Origin of the sequence: Buttiauxella sp. B2 (assembly GCF_006376615.1) — a bacterium.
Lineage (GTDB): Bacteria > Pseudomonadota > Gammaproteobacteria > Enterobacterales > Enterobacteriaceae > Buttiauxella.
The window spans coordinates 1-16,795 of the sequence record NZ_VEXQ01000015.1; the positions used below are offsets into that span (position 1 = coordinate 1).

Sequence of the window (16,795 nt, forward strand, 5' to 3'; positions counted from 1 at the left end):
AGCCTCAGTCTGTCGGATAACCGGGGTTTTGAAGCTGACCAGCTTGATATCGAACTCGACGACACTGACGGCCTGATTGAGCTGCCGACGCGTGGTGCGGTGCTGTCGTTGTTTCTCGGCTGGCAGGGCTCGGCATTACTGGGCAAAGGGCAATTCACGGTGGATGAAATTGAGCACCGGGGCGCACCGGATACGCTGACCATCCGCGCAAGAAGTGCAGATTTTCGCGGCACGCTCAACTCACGCCGTGAAGCGTCGTATCACGACACCACGCTGGGCGCGGTACTCAACACCATCGCCAGCCGTAACAAACTGACGGCCAGCGTTGCGCCGCTGTTTGCCGCGATTGCTGTCCCACATATTGACCAGTCGCAGGAGTCGGATGCGAAATTCCTCACCCGGCTGGCCGAGCGCAACGGGGCGGAAGTGTCGGTCAAGGCCGGGAAACTGCTGTTCCTGAAAGCCGGAAGCGGAGTTACGGCCAGCGGCAGAGTCATTCCGCAGATGACCCTCGAGCGCCGCGACGGCGACCGTCACCAGTTTGCGATTGCCGACCGTGGGGCTTACACCGGCGTGACCGTTAAATGGCTGCACACCAGAGAGCCGAAAGAACAAAAGCAGCAGGTCAAACTCAAACGTAAGGCGAAACCGCAGAGCCTGCGCGCACTCCAGCACCCGAAAGCGCAGCCGGCAAAAGCCAAAGCGGCACCAAAGGAAAAGGAAGCGCGCGAGGGGGAATACATGGTCGGCGAGGACGATAATGTGTTTGCGCTGACCACCATTTACGCCAGCAAAGCGCAGGCGATGCGTGCGGCACAGGCCAAATGGGACAAGTTACAACGCGGGGTGGCGGAGTTTTCCATCAGCCTGGCGATGGGACGCGCAGATCTCTACCCGGAAACACCGGTCGCGGTCTCAGGCTTTAAGCGCGTCATAGACGAGCAGGCGTGGACGATCACTAAGGTGATGCACTCACTCAGTAATAACGGCTTCACGACGTCGTTAGAGCTTGAGGTGAGGCTTAATGATGTGGAGTATCAGGAGAGTAACTAATGCAGTTTTATGGTTATAACTCATTGTTAATAAATGATTTAATGCGTAAAATAACAACATCAAACGAAGCCAGTCGAGGTGTTGAAATGTTCCATTGCCCATTGTGTCAGACCGCCGCCCACGCCCGTACCAGCCGCTATCATTCCACCGAAACAAAAGAGCGTTATCACCAGTGCCAGAATGTGAATTGCAGCGCGACTTTTGTGACACTGGAGACAGTGAAACATTACATTGTTAAGCCAGGCGAAAGAACGCCGGTGCTGCCTCATCCGATGCCAGGCGGTCAGCAACAAATCCATTGGATGTAAAAAAAGGCACCTCAAGCGGGGTGCCTTTTTTATCGATGTGGTCAATGTGTGGACATTGATTGAAATAAATCCTTTTATTTCATTTGGTTATCACCAAAAAAGAAGGCCTGCGCAAGGGAGATTGCACAGGCCAAGGAGGTGGTTCCTGGTACAGCTAGCATTTATGGGTTATGTTTTTCAGCCCAGCGATAATAACCGCATACAGCGAAGCGGTATGTGATCGATTTCTAAGAATTCTTCTCGAGTAAAAAATAACCTAAATTAACTAGTTAGCGTGTGGATCACGTGAGGTCTGACCCGCTAAATTGCGCATCAGTAGCGCAAAATCTAGCGACACATCTTGCGGTACAGGCATCCATACGGTGTGGCCATCGCCCGGTGCGACTTCAATCGCCTGCGCCTTAGCATTTTCCAGAACTTCAAGGGTGAAGGTGACGTTACCTTGTGGTGTCATTAATTCCAGGCTGTCACCCAGCAGGAATTTATTTTTCACTTTCACTGCCACTAAATCACCGCGTCGCTCGCCGGTAAACTCACCGACAAACTGCTGGGTTTCAGAAACAGAGTGGCCGTAGTCGTAATTCTGATAAGAATCGTGATTGTGGCGACGCAAGAAACCTTCGGTATAACCACGGTGCGCCAGGCCTTCGAGTGTGGTCAGAAGCGTTGGGTCGAACGGTTTGCCTGCGGCAGCATCGTCAATCGCGCGACGGTAAACCTGAGCGGTACGGGCACAGTAGTAATAGGACTTGGTACGGCCTTCTATTTTGAGCGAGTGCACACCCATTTTGGTCAGACGTTCTACGTGTTCAATGGCACGCAGGTCTTTGGAATTCATGATGTAAGTGCCGTGCTCGTCTTCAAACGCCGTCATGTATTCGCCCGGGCGTTTGGCTTCTTCCAGCATAAATACCTGGTCAGTTGGCGCACCTGCACCCAGCGTTGGCTCAATGTTTTGCAATGGAATGGGCTCATGAAGATGCACAATGTTTCCGACATCATCCTCTTTGCCTTCTTCAACTTTGTATTCCCAACGGCAGGCGTTAGTGCAAGTACCCTGGTTTGGGTCGCGTTTGTTGATGTAGCCAGAAAGAAGACAGCGGCCAGAATAGGCCATGCACAATGCGCCGTGAACGAAGATTTCCAGTTCCATATCAGGTACTTGCTCACGCACTTCCGCAATATCTTCAAGAGAGAGTTCGCGGGAAAGAATGACGCGAGTCAGACCCATTTGTTTCCAGAACTTCACGGTCGCCCAGTTTACGGCGTTCGCTTGCACAGAAAGGTGCACATCCATTTCCGGAAAAGCTTCACGAACCATCATGATAAGCCCGGGATCGGACATGATCAGCGCATCCGGACCCATATCAATCACCGGTTTCAGGTCACGGATAAAGGTTTTCAGTTTGGCGTTGTGCGGGGCAATATTCACTACCACGTAGAATTTTTTGCCCAGCTCATGGGCTTCATTGATGCCGAGCTGTAAGTTTTCGTGGTTGAATTCGTTATTGCGCACACGCAGGCTGTAACGCGGTTGGCCTGCGTAGACTGCATCGGCGCCATAAGCGAAAGCGTAACGCATATTCTTCAGCGTTCCGGCTGGCGACAGGAGTTCTGGTTTAAACATGATTTTCTCGTTCTGATGTCAGGTCAGAACCGCCTCACCGGGTAAAGCGGTTTTCAGATATGCGGCTTAGCCACAATTTTAGGGTGGGAATTGTAGCGCTTATTACTTCCAGAAACTACCCTCAAGCAATACGGCAGGCGTCAGCTTCCCAGCGATAACCAACACCATACACTGCACGAATAAACGATTGTTCTTCATCCAGCGATTCAAGTTTGCGGCGCAGGTTTTTAATGTGGCTGTCGATTGTGCGGTCGGTAACCACGCGGTAATCATCATAAAGATGGTTCAACAGTTGTTCGCGTGAGAACACTTTACCCGGTTCGTGGGAGAGGGTTTTTAGCAAACGAAACTCAGCTGGGGTTAAATCCAGCAGTTTTTCCCGCCAGCTTGCCTGAAAACGCCCTTCGTCGATGATAAGCGGGCTGATTTCGTCAGCGGGAATTGGTTCACGCTGGCGTTTGCAGCGACGCAAAATAGTTTTGACGCGCGCCACCACTTCACGCGGGCTGTAAGGTTTGCAGATGTAGTCATCGGCACCTATTTCTAGTCCTAATAAACGGTCGATCTCTTCAATTTTGGCGGTCACCATGACTATCGGAATTTCAGAGAAACGGCGAATCTCACGGCACAGTGTCAGGCCGTCTGTACCTGGCAACATCAAATCGAGCAGGATCAAATCCGGCGGTGTCTGGCGCACAAAAGGCAGCACTTTGTCGCCATGGGTAATTAATTCCGGCGCATAGCCCGCAGCACGTAAGTAATCAATTAATAGCTGTCCGAGCTTAGGCTCGTCTTCAACAATTAAGATACGCGGTGTATTTTCGTCAATAGGTAATTCGGTCATACAGGTCTCAACGATTCTGGCTCCAGCGGTAACTCTACTGTAATGCTTACCCCGCCGAAAGGCGAATGCGAGGCATCAAGCTTGCCATTATGGGCGGCAACAATGTTCTGGCAAATGGACAGACCGAGGCCGGAGCCGCCACTTGCGCGGTTGCGTGAGCCTTCGGTACGGTAAAAACGCTCAAACAGCATAGTTAATTGCTCGTCATTCACACCCGGTGCGCTATCGGCAAAGTGCATCACAAAACGCTGATTCACAATTTCGCCGGAGATAACTAACTGGCCGCCTGCATCGGTATAACGCAGGCTGTTTTCCATCAGATTGTTGAATAGTTGCATTAACCGGTCGCCATCACCGAAAACGTTCACGCTATCGGGCAGAGCCAGGCGGATACTCAAACCGCGTGAGTTGAATCGTTCGCGGAATGCACCCGCCGCAATTTCGAGCAGGTTAATGATATCCAGAGATTGCTTCTGATAGGCCAACGCACCTTCATCGGACATCGACAACTGGTGCAGGTCATCAACCAATTTGGTTAGCGTTGCCACTTCCATTTGCAGTGAGGCGACGGATTCGGGGGTGAATTTGCGCACGCCATCCTGAATAGCTTCCAGTTCGCCACGTAAAATGGCCAGCGGGGTGCGCAATTCATGGGAAATATCTGCCATATAAGCGCGGCGCATATTGTGGTTTTTCTCAAGCGTGCTGGCTAGCTGGTTAAAATCCTGCGCCAGTTTGCCCAGTTCATCCTGGCCTGTGGAATCCACGCGGGTGGAGAAATCGCCGGCCGCGAGTTTATGCGTGCCTTCGACTAACCGTTTAACCGGTGCCAGTAAACCGCGTGCGAGCAAGAAGGTAGCCGCCGCCGCGAGCAGTGTGGCAAGGGCGACAATAAACCAGCTGGTGCGCCGCTGTTGGCGATCGAAATTGATGTCGGTGTTGCGCGTCAGGCGCTCGACAGGTGAGGCGACTACCCAACCGGCATCACGGCCATTCACATTAATGGCACGGCGCGTTCCGTCTGTTGGAACCGGGCTGCGTGGGCCAACCAGTACTTTATAATCCTGATCGATAACCCAGAATTGCGTGCGCCAACCGTGTGGTGGCAGGTTGCGATTTTCATCATCGCCATGCTCGAATGAGCGCAGGATCTGAAACATAAAACGGTCGTTGTTACGCAAAAACTGCCAGTTGCCGTGTTGCGCATACTGTTCGCCAAGTGCATCGCTTAATAGCTCCAGGCGTTGCTCGTTGCCGCGTTTGATGTAATCGATAAAACCATGTTCGAAACTAAGCCGCACACCCCAATGCATGATTGCTAACACCAGCAAACAGGTAGAGAAAATCGCGAGGAATAGTTTGCCGGTAATACCTGGCCGCCAGAGCTTCATGAGCTCCTCCTGTTACGCCGTGCAATCACGACATTTTTGGTGGTGTCTTTCGGGACGCGAGCAAAAATCAGCGCGGGTAGAGCAATCACCACCGCCATGCTGAACCAGGTGTACATAAAGACGCTGTGCACCGCAGCGCTGTCGGCTGTCAGTTGATGATGGCCGTACATTCCCAACAGTAACCCGGCGATGGTGACGCCGATACTCATCGATAGTTGCATCACCATTGACAACATACTGTTGCCGCTGCTGGCGAGATCGTCCGGCAAATCTTTCAGCGTTAGTGTGTTCATCGAGGAGAAGCGGGTGGAGTTCACCATGCCGAGCAGGAAAAGCACCACCGGCAGCAGATAATACCAACCCAGCAGCGCGGACCCCATAAACAGCAAGATAACCAACGATAAACCCAACGTAGTGGCGACCAACACATTGCGGTAGCCAAAGCGGTTAACCACCTGCACCACAATGCGTTTCATCCCCATACTGCCCAGCACCATCGGAATCATCATCAAGCCTGCGTGGAACGGTGAAAAACCGAGGCCGATTTGCAGGAATACGGGCGTCATAAAAGGGATCATGCCGCTACCGATTCGCCCGCAAAAACTGCCCAGCAGCCCAAGGGAAAAGGTTTGAGTCTTAAATAAATTTAGATTAAACAAGGCGCTGTCATTAGCGCGGGCATGCCACAGATACAGTCCTATCGCCAGCCCACCTCCGCCAACCAACAGCCATACGGTTGATGGACTGACGCCTAAACCTTTTGCGCCATCCAGCGCAATTGTCAACGCCGCCATACCAAATGCCAGCAGCACAAAACCCATCATGTCGAATTTTCGCGTTTGCATGGTGTAATTCGGCATCAACCAAAGTGTGGCAACAGCACCAATAATGCCGACAGGCAGGTTAATCAAGAAAATCCAGTGCCAGGAGGCATACTCAACCAACACGCCACCCAGCGCAGGGCCAAGTAATGGGCCAATTTGACCGGGCAATGTGACGAAGGTCATTGCTGCCATATACTGCTCACGCGGCACGATTTTCATCACCGTCAAACGCCCGACGGGCACCATCATGGCACCGCCAATTCCTTGTACCACCCGCGCCATCACCAGTTCGTTAAGCGTTGCAGCATGGGCACATAACAACGAGCCAATAGTGAAAAGCACGATAGCGGTGAAAAAGATATTACGCACGCCCACGCGGTCAGCAAGCCAGCCGCTGGCGGGTAACATCACCGCTACCGTCAGCACATACGAAACGATAACCGAATGCATGTGCAGTGGGCTTTCCCCAAGACTTGCAGCCATGGAGGGTAGGGCGGTGTTGACGATAGTGGTATCCAGCGACTGCATAAAGAAGCCGAAAGCGACTATCCAGAGTTGCCAGCGGACGGCTGCGGGCAGTTCAGTCATTTAATATCCTTCATATTAAAGCCATTGGTGGATTGCTCTGCGTTTATCCCCCCTACAAGTGTATTTTCGTAGGGCGAATAAGCCGCGCGCACCCGCCAGTTAGTTTTGAAGTGCACTTTGTTTCTTAGTTTTTTGGAATCGCAGGCGTAAGCGATCAAAGAACAGATAAACCACCGGCGTGGTGTAAAGCGTCAATAACTGGCTCACTACCAGACCGCCAACGATGGTAATCCCGAGCGGTTGACGCAGTTCCGCTCCATCACCGCTGGTGAGTACCAATGGCAATGCGCCAAACAATGCTGCCAGCGTGGTCATCATTATCGGGCGGAAACGTAGCAGGCAGGCCTTGAAAATCGCCTCTTCTGGCGGCAAATTGCCGTTACGCTGCGCATCGATGGCAAAGTCCACCATCATGATGGCGTTTTTTTTCACAATGCCAATTAATAGCATGATGCCGATGAGTGCAATCAGGCTAAACGGAGCGCCGAATAATTCCAGCGCTAACAATGCACCGACGCCTGCGGAGGGCAATGTTGAGAGGATAGTCAGCGGGTGGACGTAGCTCTCATACAAAATCCCCAGCACGATGTAGACAGTGGCAATCGCGGCAATGATTAATAGCACCTGCGATTTCATGGTGTCCTGGAATACCTGCGCGGTTCCGGCATACATGCCGCGCACCGTTGACGGCACGCCGAGTGCTGTCATGGTGCGATCGATAGCATCGCTCGCTTGCGATAAGGACACGCCGGTCGGCAGGTTAAAGGAAACCGTGGATGCCGCTGATAACCCCTGGTGATTGACCGCAAGCGGTGCGTTAGCCGGTCTCCATTTGGCAAAATAAGAAAGCGGAATTGCTTTGCCTTCTTTATTGATAACAAACATTTGATCCAACGCGCTGATGTCTTGTGTGTAACGCGGGTCGACTTCCATTACCACTTTGTACTGGTTCAGGGGCTGATAGATAGTAGAAATTTGTCGCTGACCAAAGGCGTTATTGAGCAGGTTGTTGGCATCCTGAACGCTTATCCCAAGCCGCGCCATGGTTTCACGGTCATACACCAGATCCATCTCCGCGCCGTTGTCCTGGCTGTCGGAGTTCACGTCCGCGAGCTGCGGTAGCTTAGCAAGCGCCTGGCGGATCTTCGGCTCCCAGGTGCGTAAATCAGCCAAATTATCTGATAGCAGCGTGTACTGATAACTGGCATTGGCCTGGCGTCCGCCGACACGAATATCCTGAACTGCCATCAAGAACAGGCTGGCACCAGGCTCTTTTGCCAATGCCTTACGTAGACGGTCAATCACCTGCTGTGCGGATTCTTTACGCTCGGATAATGGTTTCAACGAGATAAACATCATGCCGCTGTTTACCCGCGAACCGCCGGTAAACCCAGTCACGTTTTCGACCGCCGGATCTTCACGGATGATTTTCATGAAGTCCTGCAATTTACCGCGCATCGCCTGAAACGAAATGCTTTGGTCGGCCTGAATGTTGCCCATCAAACGTCCGGTGTCTTGTTCCGGGAAGAAGGTTTTTGGAATGGCGATATACAGCCAGATATTGAGCGCAATAGTTGCCAGTAATACCACGCCCACCAGTTTGGTATGGTTGAGCACCCATTTCAGCGAGCGCCCGTAACCTTGTTGCATAGAAACCAAAAGGCGGCCAAATCCGCGATTGCGAGTCGGCGTACGCTGCGGTTGGTTCTTTAACAACCAACCGCACATCATCGGCGTGAGTGTAATCGACACCAGCAGTGAAATACCGATAGCGACCGACAGCGTGACGGCAAATTCTTTAAATAAGCGCCCTGGTAAACCGCCCATTAAGAGCAAGGGTAAGAAAACGGCGACCAGCGACAAGCTCATCGATAGAACGGTAAAGCCAACTTCGCGCACGCCCTGAAGTGCTGCCTGCAAAGGTTTGACACCTGCTTCGAGATGACGGGAAATATTTTCCAGTACCACAATCGCGTCATCCACCACAAAGCCGGTGGCAATAGTCAGCGCCATTAATGACAAGTTATTAAGGCTAAAACCGCACAGATACATGGCGATGAAAGTGCCGATGAGGGACACCGGAACCGCCACTGCGGGGATAAGTGTTGCGCGCCCGGATCGCAGAAACAGGAACACTACCAGGATGACCAGTGCAATGGAGATAATCAGCGATTGCTCGACTTCGGCAAGAGATGCGCGAATTGTTGGCGAGCGATCTTGCGCAATTTGCAAATCAATCGATGCCGGAATGGTTTCACGCAGTTCAGGGATTTTCGCCCGAATACGGTCAACCGTTTCGATAATGTTCGCTTCCTGAGATTTGCGGATCATCAGCAAAATGGCCGGTTTTGCGTTGGCCATTCCGGCGTTACGCACGTCCTGCACGGAATCGATGACGTTTGCAACATCACGCAGATGCACTGCGCCACCACTGTTGTAATGAATGATCAGTGGCTGATAATCCGCTGCGGTTTTCAGCTCGTCGTTGGTTTGCAACTGCCAGCGTTGATTGCCGTCTTCAACTGCACCTTGTGGGCGGCGCACGTTGGCATTGTCGATAGCTGTGCGTACCGCATCCAGAGAAACACCCTGATTAAACAAGGCTTGCGGATTCAAATCGACGCGCACCGCCGGAAGAGAACTCCCGCCGACATCCACATCACCGACGCCATCAATTTGCGATACGGTCTGCGCCAGTTGCGTAGAGGCGAAGTCATACAGTTGGCCTTGCGAGAGCGTGTCGGAAGTCAGCGTCAGAATCATGATAGGCGCATCTGACGGGTTAGCTTTGCGGTATGTTGGGCGGCTTGGCATTCCGCTTGGCAACAGACTTTGAGCGGCGTTGATGGCGGCCTGCACATCACGCGCGGCACCGTTGATATCACGGTCAAAGTTGAATTCTAAAATGATGCGTGTGCTGCCAAGCGAGCTCGATGAGGTCATTTCACTCACGCCCGAAATACGCCCAAGCGCTCGTTCTAGCGGTGTTGCCACTGATGAAGCCATTGTTTCAGGTGATGCACCGGGCAGAGAGGCACTGATCATAATGACCGGGAAATCTACCTGCGGCAGCGGCGCAACTGGCAGCAAACGAAATCCCAGCACGCCACACAGTGTGATGGCGGCTGTCAGCAGAATTGTGGCGACAGGCCGATAGATGAACAGTGCAAAGAATTTCACAGCACTTCCTCATCACGACGCCCAAAACGGCGGCGCACCGTGTGCGACAAATTATCAAATAGCAGATAGATAACTGGTGTGGTAAACAGCGTTAATACCTGGCTCACCAACAACCCTCCAACCATACCGATTCCCAGCGGGCGGCGTAGTTCCGCGCCAACCCCTGTGGAGAGCATCAGTGGGAGCGCACCCAGCAGCGCGGCAAGCGTGGTCATCAGAATCGGGCGGAAACGAAGCAAACAGGCCTGATAAATCGCGTCGTACGGTTTCATCCCTTGTTCACGTTCAGCCGCCAGGGCGAAGTCGATCATCATGATGGCGTTTTTCTTCACGATACCGATAAGCAAGATGATGCCGATTATCGCAATCACATCCAGTTGGGCGCCCGCCAGCATCAGCGCTAATAACGCGCCAACGCCTGCCGTCGGCAATGTAGAAAGAATGGTAATCGGGTGAATAAAGCTCTCATAAAGCACACCGAGCACGATATACATCGCCACCACCGACGCCACGATAAGCCAAATCGTGTTACCTAATGCAGCCTGGAAGGCGAGGGTGCTGCCCTGGAATTGAGTGGTGATATCCGCAGGCATGGCGAGTTCTTTTTCAGCCGCCGTAATGGCCTTCACCGCTTCACCTAATGAATGATCTTGGGTCACGTTAAACGAGAACGTCGTCGATGGGAACTGGTCGAGATGGTTGACCGTCAGCGGAGCAAAGCGCTGCTCAATTTTAGCAATTACGCTTAACGGCACGCTGCCACCGTCCGTACTGGCAAGACGAATATTATCCAGTGCACTCAGACCCGGTGTGGCGTTTGTGTCGTGTTCAAGCACCACGCGATATTGGTTGGCTTGCGTATAAATAGTGGAAATCAGGCGCTGACCAAATGCGTTATACAACGCGTTATCGACGTCCGACATTGAGATACCAAGGCGGCTGGCGCTCGCTCTGTCGACATTGACATACGCCACCAACCCCCGATCCTGCCAGTCGCTGCTGACATCAGACAATTGTGGCAATGCTCGCAGTTTTTCGGTCAATTGTGGAACCCAGGTGCTGAGCTCGTCGAGTGAGGTGGCTTGCAAGCTGAACTGATATTGCGTGCGACTCACTGTGGTATCGATGGTTAAGTCTTGTATCGGTTGCAAGTAAAGATCAACGCCCGGTACTTTCGCAACATCGCTTTGCAAGCGTTCAATCACAACCGGAATGCGGTCATCACGGTCGCTCAGTGGTTTGAGGTTGATTTGCAAGCGTGCGCTGTTCAGCGAAGGGTTGGTACCGTCAACGCCAATAAACGACGTCAGGCTCTCAACCGCTGGATCTTTCATTATTACGTTGGCGACCTGCTGCTGGCGTTGCGCCATGCTGGCAAAAGAGACCGACTGCGGCGCTTGTAAGGTGCCCTGAATAATGCCGTTATCCTGAATAGGGAAGAAGCCCTTTGGGATGAAAATCCACAGCACGATGGTGAGTGCCAGGGTACCAAAAGCCACACTTAGCGTGAGCCACGGATGGTTGAGTACGCGGCTTAACATGTGGCCATAACCGGCGATTACGCGGTCGAAAAAGCGTTCGCTGGCACGTGAAAAACGATTCTGTTTACGCAGCGATTCGTGGCTTAACATGCGGGCGCACATCATTGGCGTCAGCGTAAGCGACACCACCGCAGAAATCAAAATGGCAATCGCCAGCGTAACCGCAAATTCGCGGAACAATCGGCCCACAATATCGCCCATAAACAGCAGCGGAATCAGAACCGCAATCAGCGAGAAAGTCAGTGAAATAATGGTAAAGCCAATCTCACCTGCGCCTTTTAGCGATGCAGCCAGCGGCTTTTCACCTTTTTCGATATAGCGTGAGATGTTCTCGATAACCACGATAGCATCATCGACGACAAAACCGGTGGCGATGGTTAGCGCCATTAGCGTCAGGTTGTTTATCGAGAAGTCCAGAAACACCATGACGGCAAAGGTACCAATCAACGACAGCGGTACGGCAACGGCCGGAATAATGGTTGCGGGGACATTGCGCAAGAACAGATAAATAATCATCACTACCAGCGCGATGGCGAGCATGAGTTCGTACTGCGTATCGGTGACCGAGGCTCGAATATTGGTAGTGCGGTCGCTGAGTAATTTAACCTCGACCGACTTTGGCAAACTTTTGGTTAATGCGGGCAACATCGCACGGATGCTGTCGGCAGTGTCGATGATGTTGGCACCTGGCTGGCGTTGCACATTCATCACAATGGCTGGCTGCTTGTTCGCCCAGGCTCCAAGCCAGGTGTTTTCTGCCCCTTGTTCAACGGTTGCCACATCACCCAGGCGAATCGGTGCACTGTTCTGATAAGCAATGATCAGATTGCGATATTCTTCGGCAGATTGCATTTGGTCGTTCGCGGAAAGCGTAACGGCGCGCTCCGGGCCATCCAGGCTACCTTTTGCCGAGTTTACGTTGGCGCTGGTAATAGCCGTGCGCACGGTTTCGCTCGTTAACCCGAGAGAGGCAATGGCTGGGGCATTGAGTTTCACGCGCACAGCAGGGCGTTGGCCACCAGAAAGCGTGACCAGACCAACACCGGAAACCTGGGAAATTTTCTGCGCGACACGCGTCTCTACCATGTCTTCAACTTGCGTCATTGGCATGGCGGAAGAGGTGACGGCGAGCGTCATAATCGGCGGATCTGCTGGATTCACTTTGCTATAAATCGGCGGATTGGGTAAATCGCTTGGGAGCAGGTTGGTGGCGGCATTAATTGCTGCCTGAACTTCCTGCTCGGCGACATCCAACGGCAATGTTAGCTGGAATTGCAGCGTAATGACCGACGCCCCCCCGGCACTTTGCGAAGACATTTGTTTGAGGCCGGACATTTGGCCAAACTGTCGCTCAAGCGGTGCGGTAATTGCGGAGGTTACTACATCCGGGCTGGCACCCGGATAAAGTGTGACGACCTGGATAGTCGGGTAATCCACTTCGGGAAGTGCGGAAACGGGCAGGAAGCGATAGCCGATAATCCCGGCAAGTAAAATAGCCACCATCAGAAGCGTGGTGGCGACTGGCCGCAGGATAAACAGGCGAGATGGGCCTCCTGTGGCGCTGGGTGGTAGCACCTGCATCAGGAAGTCTCTCCGTTACGTTTGTGTTTTGCAGGCGCATCTGCTTTGCCTGCCGCCGGGGTTGCGGTGGCGGCTTGTGCTTCGATTACTTCAACTTTTGCGCCTTCCGTCAGGCGGTCAATACCATCAGTGACTACACGATCGCCGGCAGACAGACCTGCGGTAATCACAACTTTCTGGCTATCCTGAATACCGGTCGTCACCAGATGTTTACTGACTTTATCTTCGCTGTTCAGCACCCAAACAAAGTTACCTTCGTTGCCCATTTGTAAGGCAGCCGTTGGGATGACTACCGCATTTTGCTGGGTATCGACCAGCATTCGAGCATTGACGAACTGGTTAGGGAACAGCGCGTCGTCTTCATTACTAAAGCGAGCTTTGAGTTTGATGGTACCGGTTGTGGCATCAATCTGGTTATCAAGGCTCAGTAATGTACCGCTGCTGAGTTTCTGCTTATTGGTACGATCCCAGGCTTCAACGCTTAACTTAGCGCCAGCTTTTTGCGCCTTAACCACGGTGGAAATATCACCTTCTGGCAGGGTAAAGATGAGATCAATAGGATGTGTTTGCGTCAGAACTACGATACCCGTGGTATCGCTACTGGAAATCTGGTTACCGACATCTACCTGTTTTAAACCCACGCGGCCATCAATTGGTGCAGCAATGCGGCTCCAGTCGAGTTGCAATTGCGCGCTGGCAACGGCGGCTTCATCCGCTTTTATCGTACCGACAGATTCGTTAACCAATGCTTGTTGTGCGTCTAATTCCTGGCGAGAAATCAGATTGGTTTTAACCAGTTGCTGGAAACGTGCCAGGTCGCGGCGCGCATTTGCAAGCGTCGCCTGGTCTTTTGCCAGTTGCCCTTGAGCCTGGGCTAGCGCGATTTTGAATTGGCTTGGGTCAATTTCTGCCAATAAATCACCGGCTTTAACTTGCTGCCCTTCCTGGAAGTGAATCGCCAGCAACTGACCATCTACCCGGCTACGCACCGTAACGGTATTCGCCGCAGTAATGGTGCCAAGGCCTGTTAAATAACGAGGAACGGATTCACTGGTGGCTACTGCTGCTTGAACGGGTGCTAACGCACCACCGCGCATTCCGTTGCGGCCGCCAGCAGGGCGTTGTTGCGCAGATTGTTTACCCGTAGTGTCGTTACTGGTACTCATATTGTGCCAATAGAAAATGGCGGCAATAACGGCAACGACTGCTGCTGCAATCCATAACCAACGTGCAGTGAATGTGCCTTTCATAGTTGTACGTCTTCTCTTCCTGAAACGATTAGGCTTAATAATACTAGTGTAGTGAGTGAGGGGGGCGGAAAGATGGAGGAAATATGAAGTACTGTATGGATAAGTCCGATAGCGGTTAGTTTTGGGCCGTTTAAAATTTAAAACGCCGTGAGTTTCCCCACGGCGTTGTGTTTAGTCCCGGAACACCACGTCAGCCCAGCGCGCAAGACCTGCGGTAACGGAGCCGAAATCATCGCCTCCGGCCAATGGAATGCCAGGTAACTGCTGTGCTAGCGCCTGTTTAAGTAACGGCGAGCGCGCACTTCCCCCGGTGAGATAAATCACATCAGGCTTCACGGCACTGTTTTCCAACGCCAGTGTCACTTGCTCCAGAATACGCTGCAGCGGTTGGCTGATAGCGCTTTCCAGTTCTGGCTGGGTAATTTCACAGCCCAGCTCTTTGCTGATAAACGGCAGTAACGTGGCGACTTGTTTGCTGTCTGACAGCGCAATTTTGCTTTCTTCTGCGGCGCGCACCAGACGATAGCTGAGTCGCTGACGCCAGACTTTTTGTAGGTAAGCCACTTTTTCAGGGTCACGCGAGTCACGGACCAGCTCTTTGAGCATGCGGCCATTGGCACTGCTGTAAAAATCGTTTTGCGCGGGAACGTCATTTATCGCGACCGCATTCCACCAGGGCAATACCGGCAGAGCGATACCTTTTTCAGTTTGGCCACCCATTCCCAGTAATGGCGAAAGCTGTTTAAAGGCCAGCATAATATCGAGGTCGTTACCACCAACGCGACAACCACTGTGGCCAAGCAGGCTCTGTTCGCGGTCGCGGCGGGCGCGCCATTGCGGCCCCATTAGCAACACGGAACAGTCCGTAGTACCACCGCCAATATCGACGACCAGCACCTGCTTTTCTTCAGTTAGCGTGGCTTCAAAATCCAGGCCCGCGGCTACTGGCTCAAACTGAAACACAACATCTTTAAAGCCGGCACGATGAGCTGCGCGGTCGAGAATGCCTTGCGCCTGTTGGTTGGCCTCATCTCCCCCTAAACCCTGGAAATTTATTGGGCGGCCAATCACGGCCTGAGTAATAGGTTCGGCAACCTGGCTTTGTGCCTGGTTACGGATGTGCAGCATCATGGCACAGACTAAATCTTCGAACAGCGCCACTTGTTGGGGCTTCAAGCCGTTGGCACCAAGGAAGGATTTAGGCGATTTTACGAAGTAAACCTCGTCTGGTTCTTCCATATACTGGCGCAGGGAATTCAGCCCAAATTGCACGCTGCCAGGTAATACGTCGATATCTTCTTCGCGGTTAAAGGATACCGCACGGCGTAGCAACGCCTGGGTTTCAGTACCGGTTGCTGGAACTTCGTGATGGCGATACAACCATTCACTGACTGCTTCACGCGTTGGTGCGCACAACATTGACGGAAGTAATGTCGAGCCATTTTCCATCTCCAGCGCCTGCGGAACGCCATCGCGCATCACTGCTACAGAGCAGTTTGCAGTACCATAATCAAAGCCTATAAATTGCATAACATCCCCATGCCGGTGAAGAAGGGGGGCGACTTTAGCGGAATGTAGAGCATCGGGCAACTGAATATCAAAGCAAGGCGGGATTCACGGTGTACATCTATACTCGTCGTCCTTCAAGCGGCAAAAGGGTTGGTCGCAACTCGAATGCTAACGGGCATATGCTATGGCGACAGTTAACGACAGGACTAAAGAATGTATCAACTGGACTACAATCCGCCTTATGACTGGAAATGGATGTTTGGTTTTCTAGCCGGGCGTGCGGTCGCGGGCATTGAAGTTGTTACCGAGACGCGTTATTGCCGCAGTTTTGCATTGGGGCAATGTCAGGGATTATTAACCCTCGAGCCCGATGACGCTGCCTGCCAGCTTAAAGTGACGCTGAGTGCGGGTTTACAGCCCGTCGCCAATGACGTTTTACAAAGAATAAAGCAACTGCTGGATCTCGATTGCCAGCCGCAGGCTATTCTCGAAAGCCTCGGCGATTTGTCGACGGCGCGTCCAGGTTTACGTTTGCCAGGCTGTATGGACACGTTTGAGCAATCCGTCCGCGCCATCTTAGGGCAACTGGTAAGTGTCGCGATGGCGGCAAAACTGACCAGTAAACTGGCTCAGGCCTATGGTGAAAGGCTTGCAGGAAATCCTGAGTATGTTGTTTTCCCAACGCCTGAACGCCTGGCATCGTTAAGCCCTGAGGAGCTGAAGTTGTTGGGTATGTCATTAAAGCGTGGTGAAGCGATTATTCATCTGGCGCGTTTGATGGAGCAGGGCGAGTTTCCACTCGACTGCCCCACAGATGTTGAACAAGGTGTGAAGACGCTGACGACTTATCCGGGAATTGGCCGCTGGACAGCAAACTACATTGCTTTACGTGGCTGGCAGGCAAGCGACGTCTTCTTGCCTGATGATTATCTGATTAAACAACGTTTTCCGGGCATGACACCTGCGCAAATTCGCCGTTACGCTGAGCGCTGGAAACCATGGCGATCCTATGCGTTATTGCATATATGGTACAGCGATGGTCTGTTGATTAAGGATTAAGCCGAAATGGTGCAGTTATGACTAAAAAGTCATGATTGAA

Annotated in this window: 11 protein-coding genes; 3 read left to right on the forward strand and 8 right to left on the reverse strand. The window is 52.5% G+C overall.

The genetic code is table 11. The features are described from left to right. Both FH968_RS16030 and FH968_RS16035 read left to right on the forward strand, forming a co-directional pair. A partial coding sequence (locus tag FH968_RS16030; protein ID WP_139881314.1) for a phage late control D family protein occupies positions 1-1,053 on the forward strand: 1,053 nt, incomplete at its 5' end. 86 nt (positions 1,054-1,139) lie between these two features. Next, on the forward strand, positions 1,140-1,361 hold the full coding sequence (locus tag FH968_RS16035) for a DNA-binding transcriptional regulator (RefSeq protein WP_034496804.1): 222 nt from the start codon (positions 1,140-1,142) through the stop codon (positions 1,359-1,361). A 265-nt stretch (positions 1,362-1,626) separates the two neighbouring features. On the opposite strand, the gene yegQ is transcribed toward FH968_RS16035, so the two are convergent. The 8 genes from yegQ to yegD all read right to left on the reverse strand — a co-directional run bounded on the left by yegQ (position 1,627) and on the right by yegD (position 15,717). Then, positions 1,627-2,988 carry a tRNA 5-hydroxyuridine modification protein YegQ gene (gene yegQ / locus FH968_RS16040; RefSeq protein WP_139881316.1) on the reverse strand — a complete coding sequence of 454 codons (1,362 nt, stop codon included), beginning with the start codon at positions 2,986-2,988 and terminating at the stop codon, positions 1,627-1,629. 121 nt (positions 2,989-3,109) lie between these two features. Next, entirely contained in the window at positions 3,110-3,832 is a 723-nt protein-coding gene (gene baeR / locus FH968_RS16045; RefSeq protein WP_139881318.1) for a two-component system response regulator BaeR, read from the reverse strand. Beyond that, positions 3,829-5,223, reverse strand: coding sequence for a two-component system sensor histidine kinase BaeS (baeS, locus tag FH968_RS16050; RefSeq protein ID WP_139881320.1), 1,395 nt, complete (start codon positions 5,221-5,223; stop codon positions 3,829-3,831). Before baeS ends, baeR begins: the two co-directional genes overlap by 4 nt. Further along, positions 5,220-6,635: an MFS transporter gene (locus FH968_RS16055; RefSeq protein WP_139881323.1), complete on the reverse strand. Its 1,416-nt coding sequence runs from the start codon at positions 6,633-6,635 to the stop codon at positions 5,220-5,222. The genes baeS and FH968_RS16055 overlap by 4 nt, the downstream gene beginning before the upstream one ends. A 99-nt stretch (positions 6,636-6,734) precedes the next feature. Then, entirely contained in the window at positions 6,735-9,815 is a 3,081-nt protein-coding gene (gene mdtC / locus FH968_RS16060; RefSeq protein ID WP_139881325.1) for a multidrug efflux RND transporter permease subunit MdtC, read from the reverse strand. After that, positions 9,812-12,937: an MdtB/MuxB family multidrug efflux RND transporter permease subunit gene (locus FH968_RS16065; protein ID WP_139881327.1), complete on the reverse strand. Its 3,126-nt coding sequence runs from the start codon at positions 12,935-12,937 to the stop codon at positions 9,812-9,814. Before FH968_RS16065 ends, mdtC begins: the two co-directional genes overlap by 4 nt. Further along, complete coding sequence (locus FH968_RS16070; RefSeq protein ID WP_139881329.1) at positions 12,937-14,187, reverse strand: MdtA/MuxA family multidrug efflux RND transporter periplasmic adaptor subunit; 1,251 nt, start codon at positions 14,185-14,187, stop codon at positions 12,937-12,939. Before FH968_RS16070 ends, FH968_RS16065 begins: the two co-directional genes overlap by 1 nt. Before the next feature lie 171 nt (positions 14,188-14,358). Further along, positions 14,359-15,717 carry a molecular chaperone gene (gene yegD / locus FH968_RS16075; protein ID WP_139881331.1) on the reverse strand — a complete coding sequence of 453 codons (1,359 nt, stop codon included), beginning with the start codon at positions 15,715-15,717 and terminating at the stop codon, positions 14,359-14,361. A 192-nt stretch (positions 15,718-15,909) separates the two neighbouring features. Here yegD and alkA point away from each other — a divergent pair, with 192 nt between their 5' ends. Further along, a complete protein-coding gene (gene alkA / locus FH968_RS16080) occupies positions 15,910-16,755 on the forward strand; it encodes a DNA-3-methyladenine glycosylase 2 (RefSeq protein WP_139881333.1) in 846 nt (281 codons plus the stop codon). Positions 16,756-16,795: the final 40 nt, after the last annotated feature.

Coding starts and splice junctions, on each gene's coding strand:
- baeR (WP_139881318.1), bottom strand. CDS start 3,832: ATGACCGAATTACCTATTGACGAAAATACACCGCGTATCTTAATTGTT.
- alkA (WP_139881333.1), top strand. CDS start 15,910: ATGTATCAACTGGACTACAATCCGCCTTATGACTGGAAATGGATGTTT.
- baeS (WP_139881320.1), bottom strand. CDS start 5,223: ATGAAGCTCTGGCGGCCAGGTATTACCGGCAAACTATTCCTCGCGATT.
- yegQ (WP_139881316.1), bottom strand. CDS start 2,988: ATGTTTAAACCAGAACTCCTGTCGCCAGCCGGAACGCTGAAGAATATG.
- FH968_RS16070 (WP_139881329.1), bottom strand. CDS start 14,187: ATGAAAGGCACATTCACTGCACGTTGGTTATGGATTGCAGCAGCAGTC.
- yegD (WP_139881331.1), bottom strand. CDS start 15,717: ATGCAATTTATAGGCTTTGATTATGGTACTGCAAACTGCTCTGTAGCA.
- FH968_RS16065 (WP_139881327.1), bottom strand. CDS start 12,937: ATGCAGGTGCTACCACCCAGCGCCACAGGAGGCCCATCTCGCCTGTTT.
- FH968_RS16035 (WP_034496804.1), top strand. CDS start 1,140: ATGTTCCATTGCCCATTGTGTCAGACCGCCGCCCACGCCCGTACCAGC.
- FH968_RS16055 (WP_139881323.1), bottom strand. CDS start 6,635: ATGACTGAACTGCCCGCAGCCGTCCGCTGGCAACTCTGGATAGTCGCT.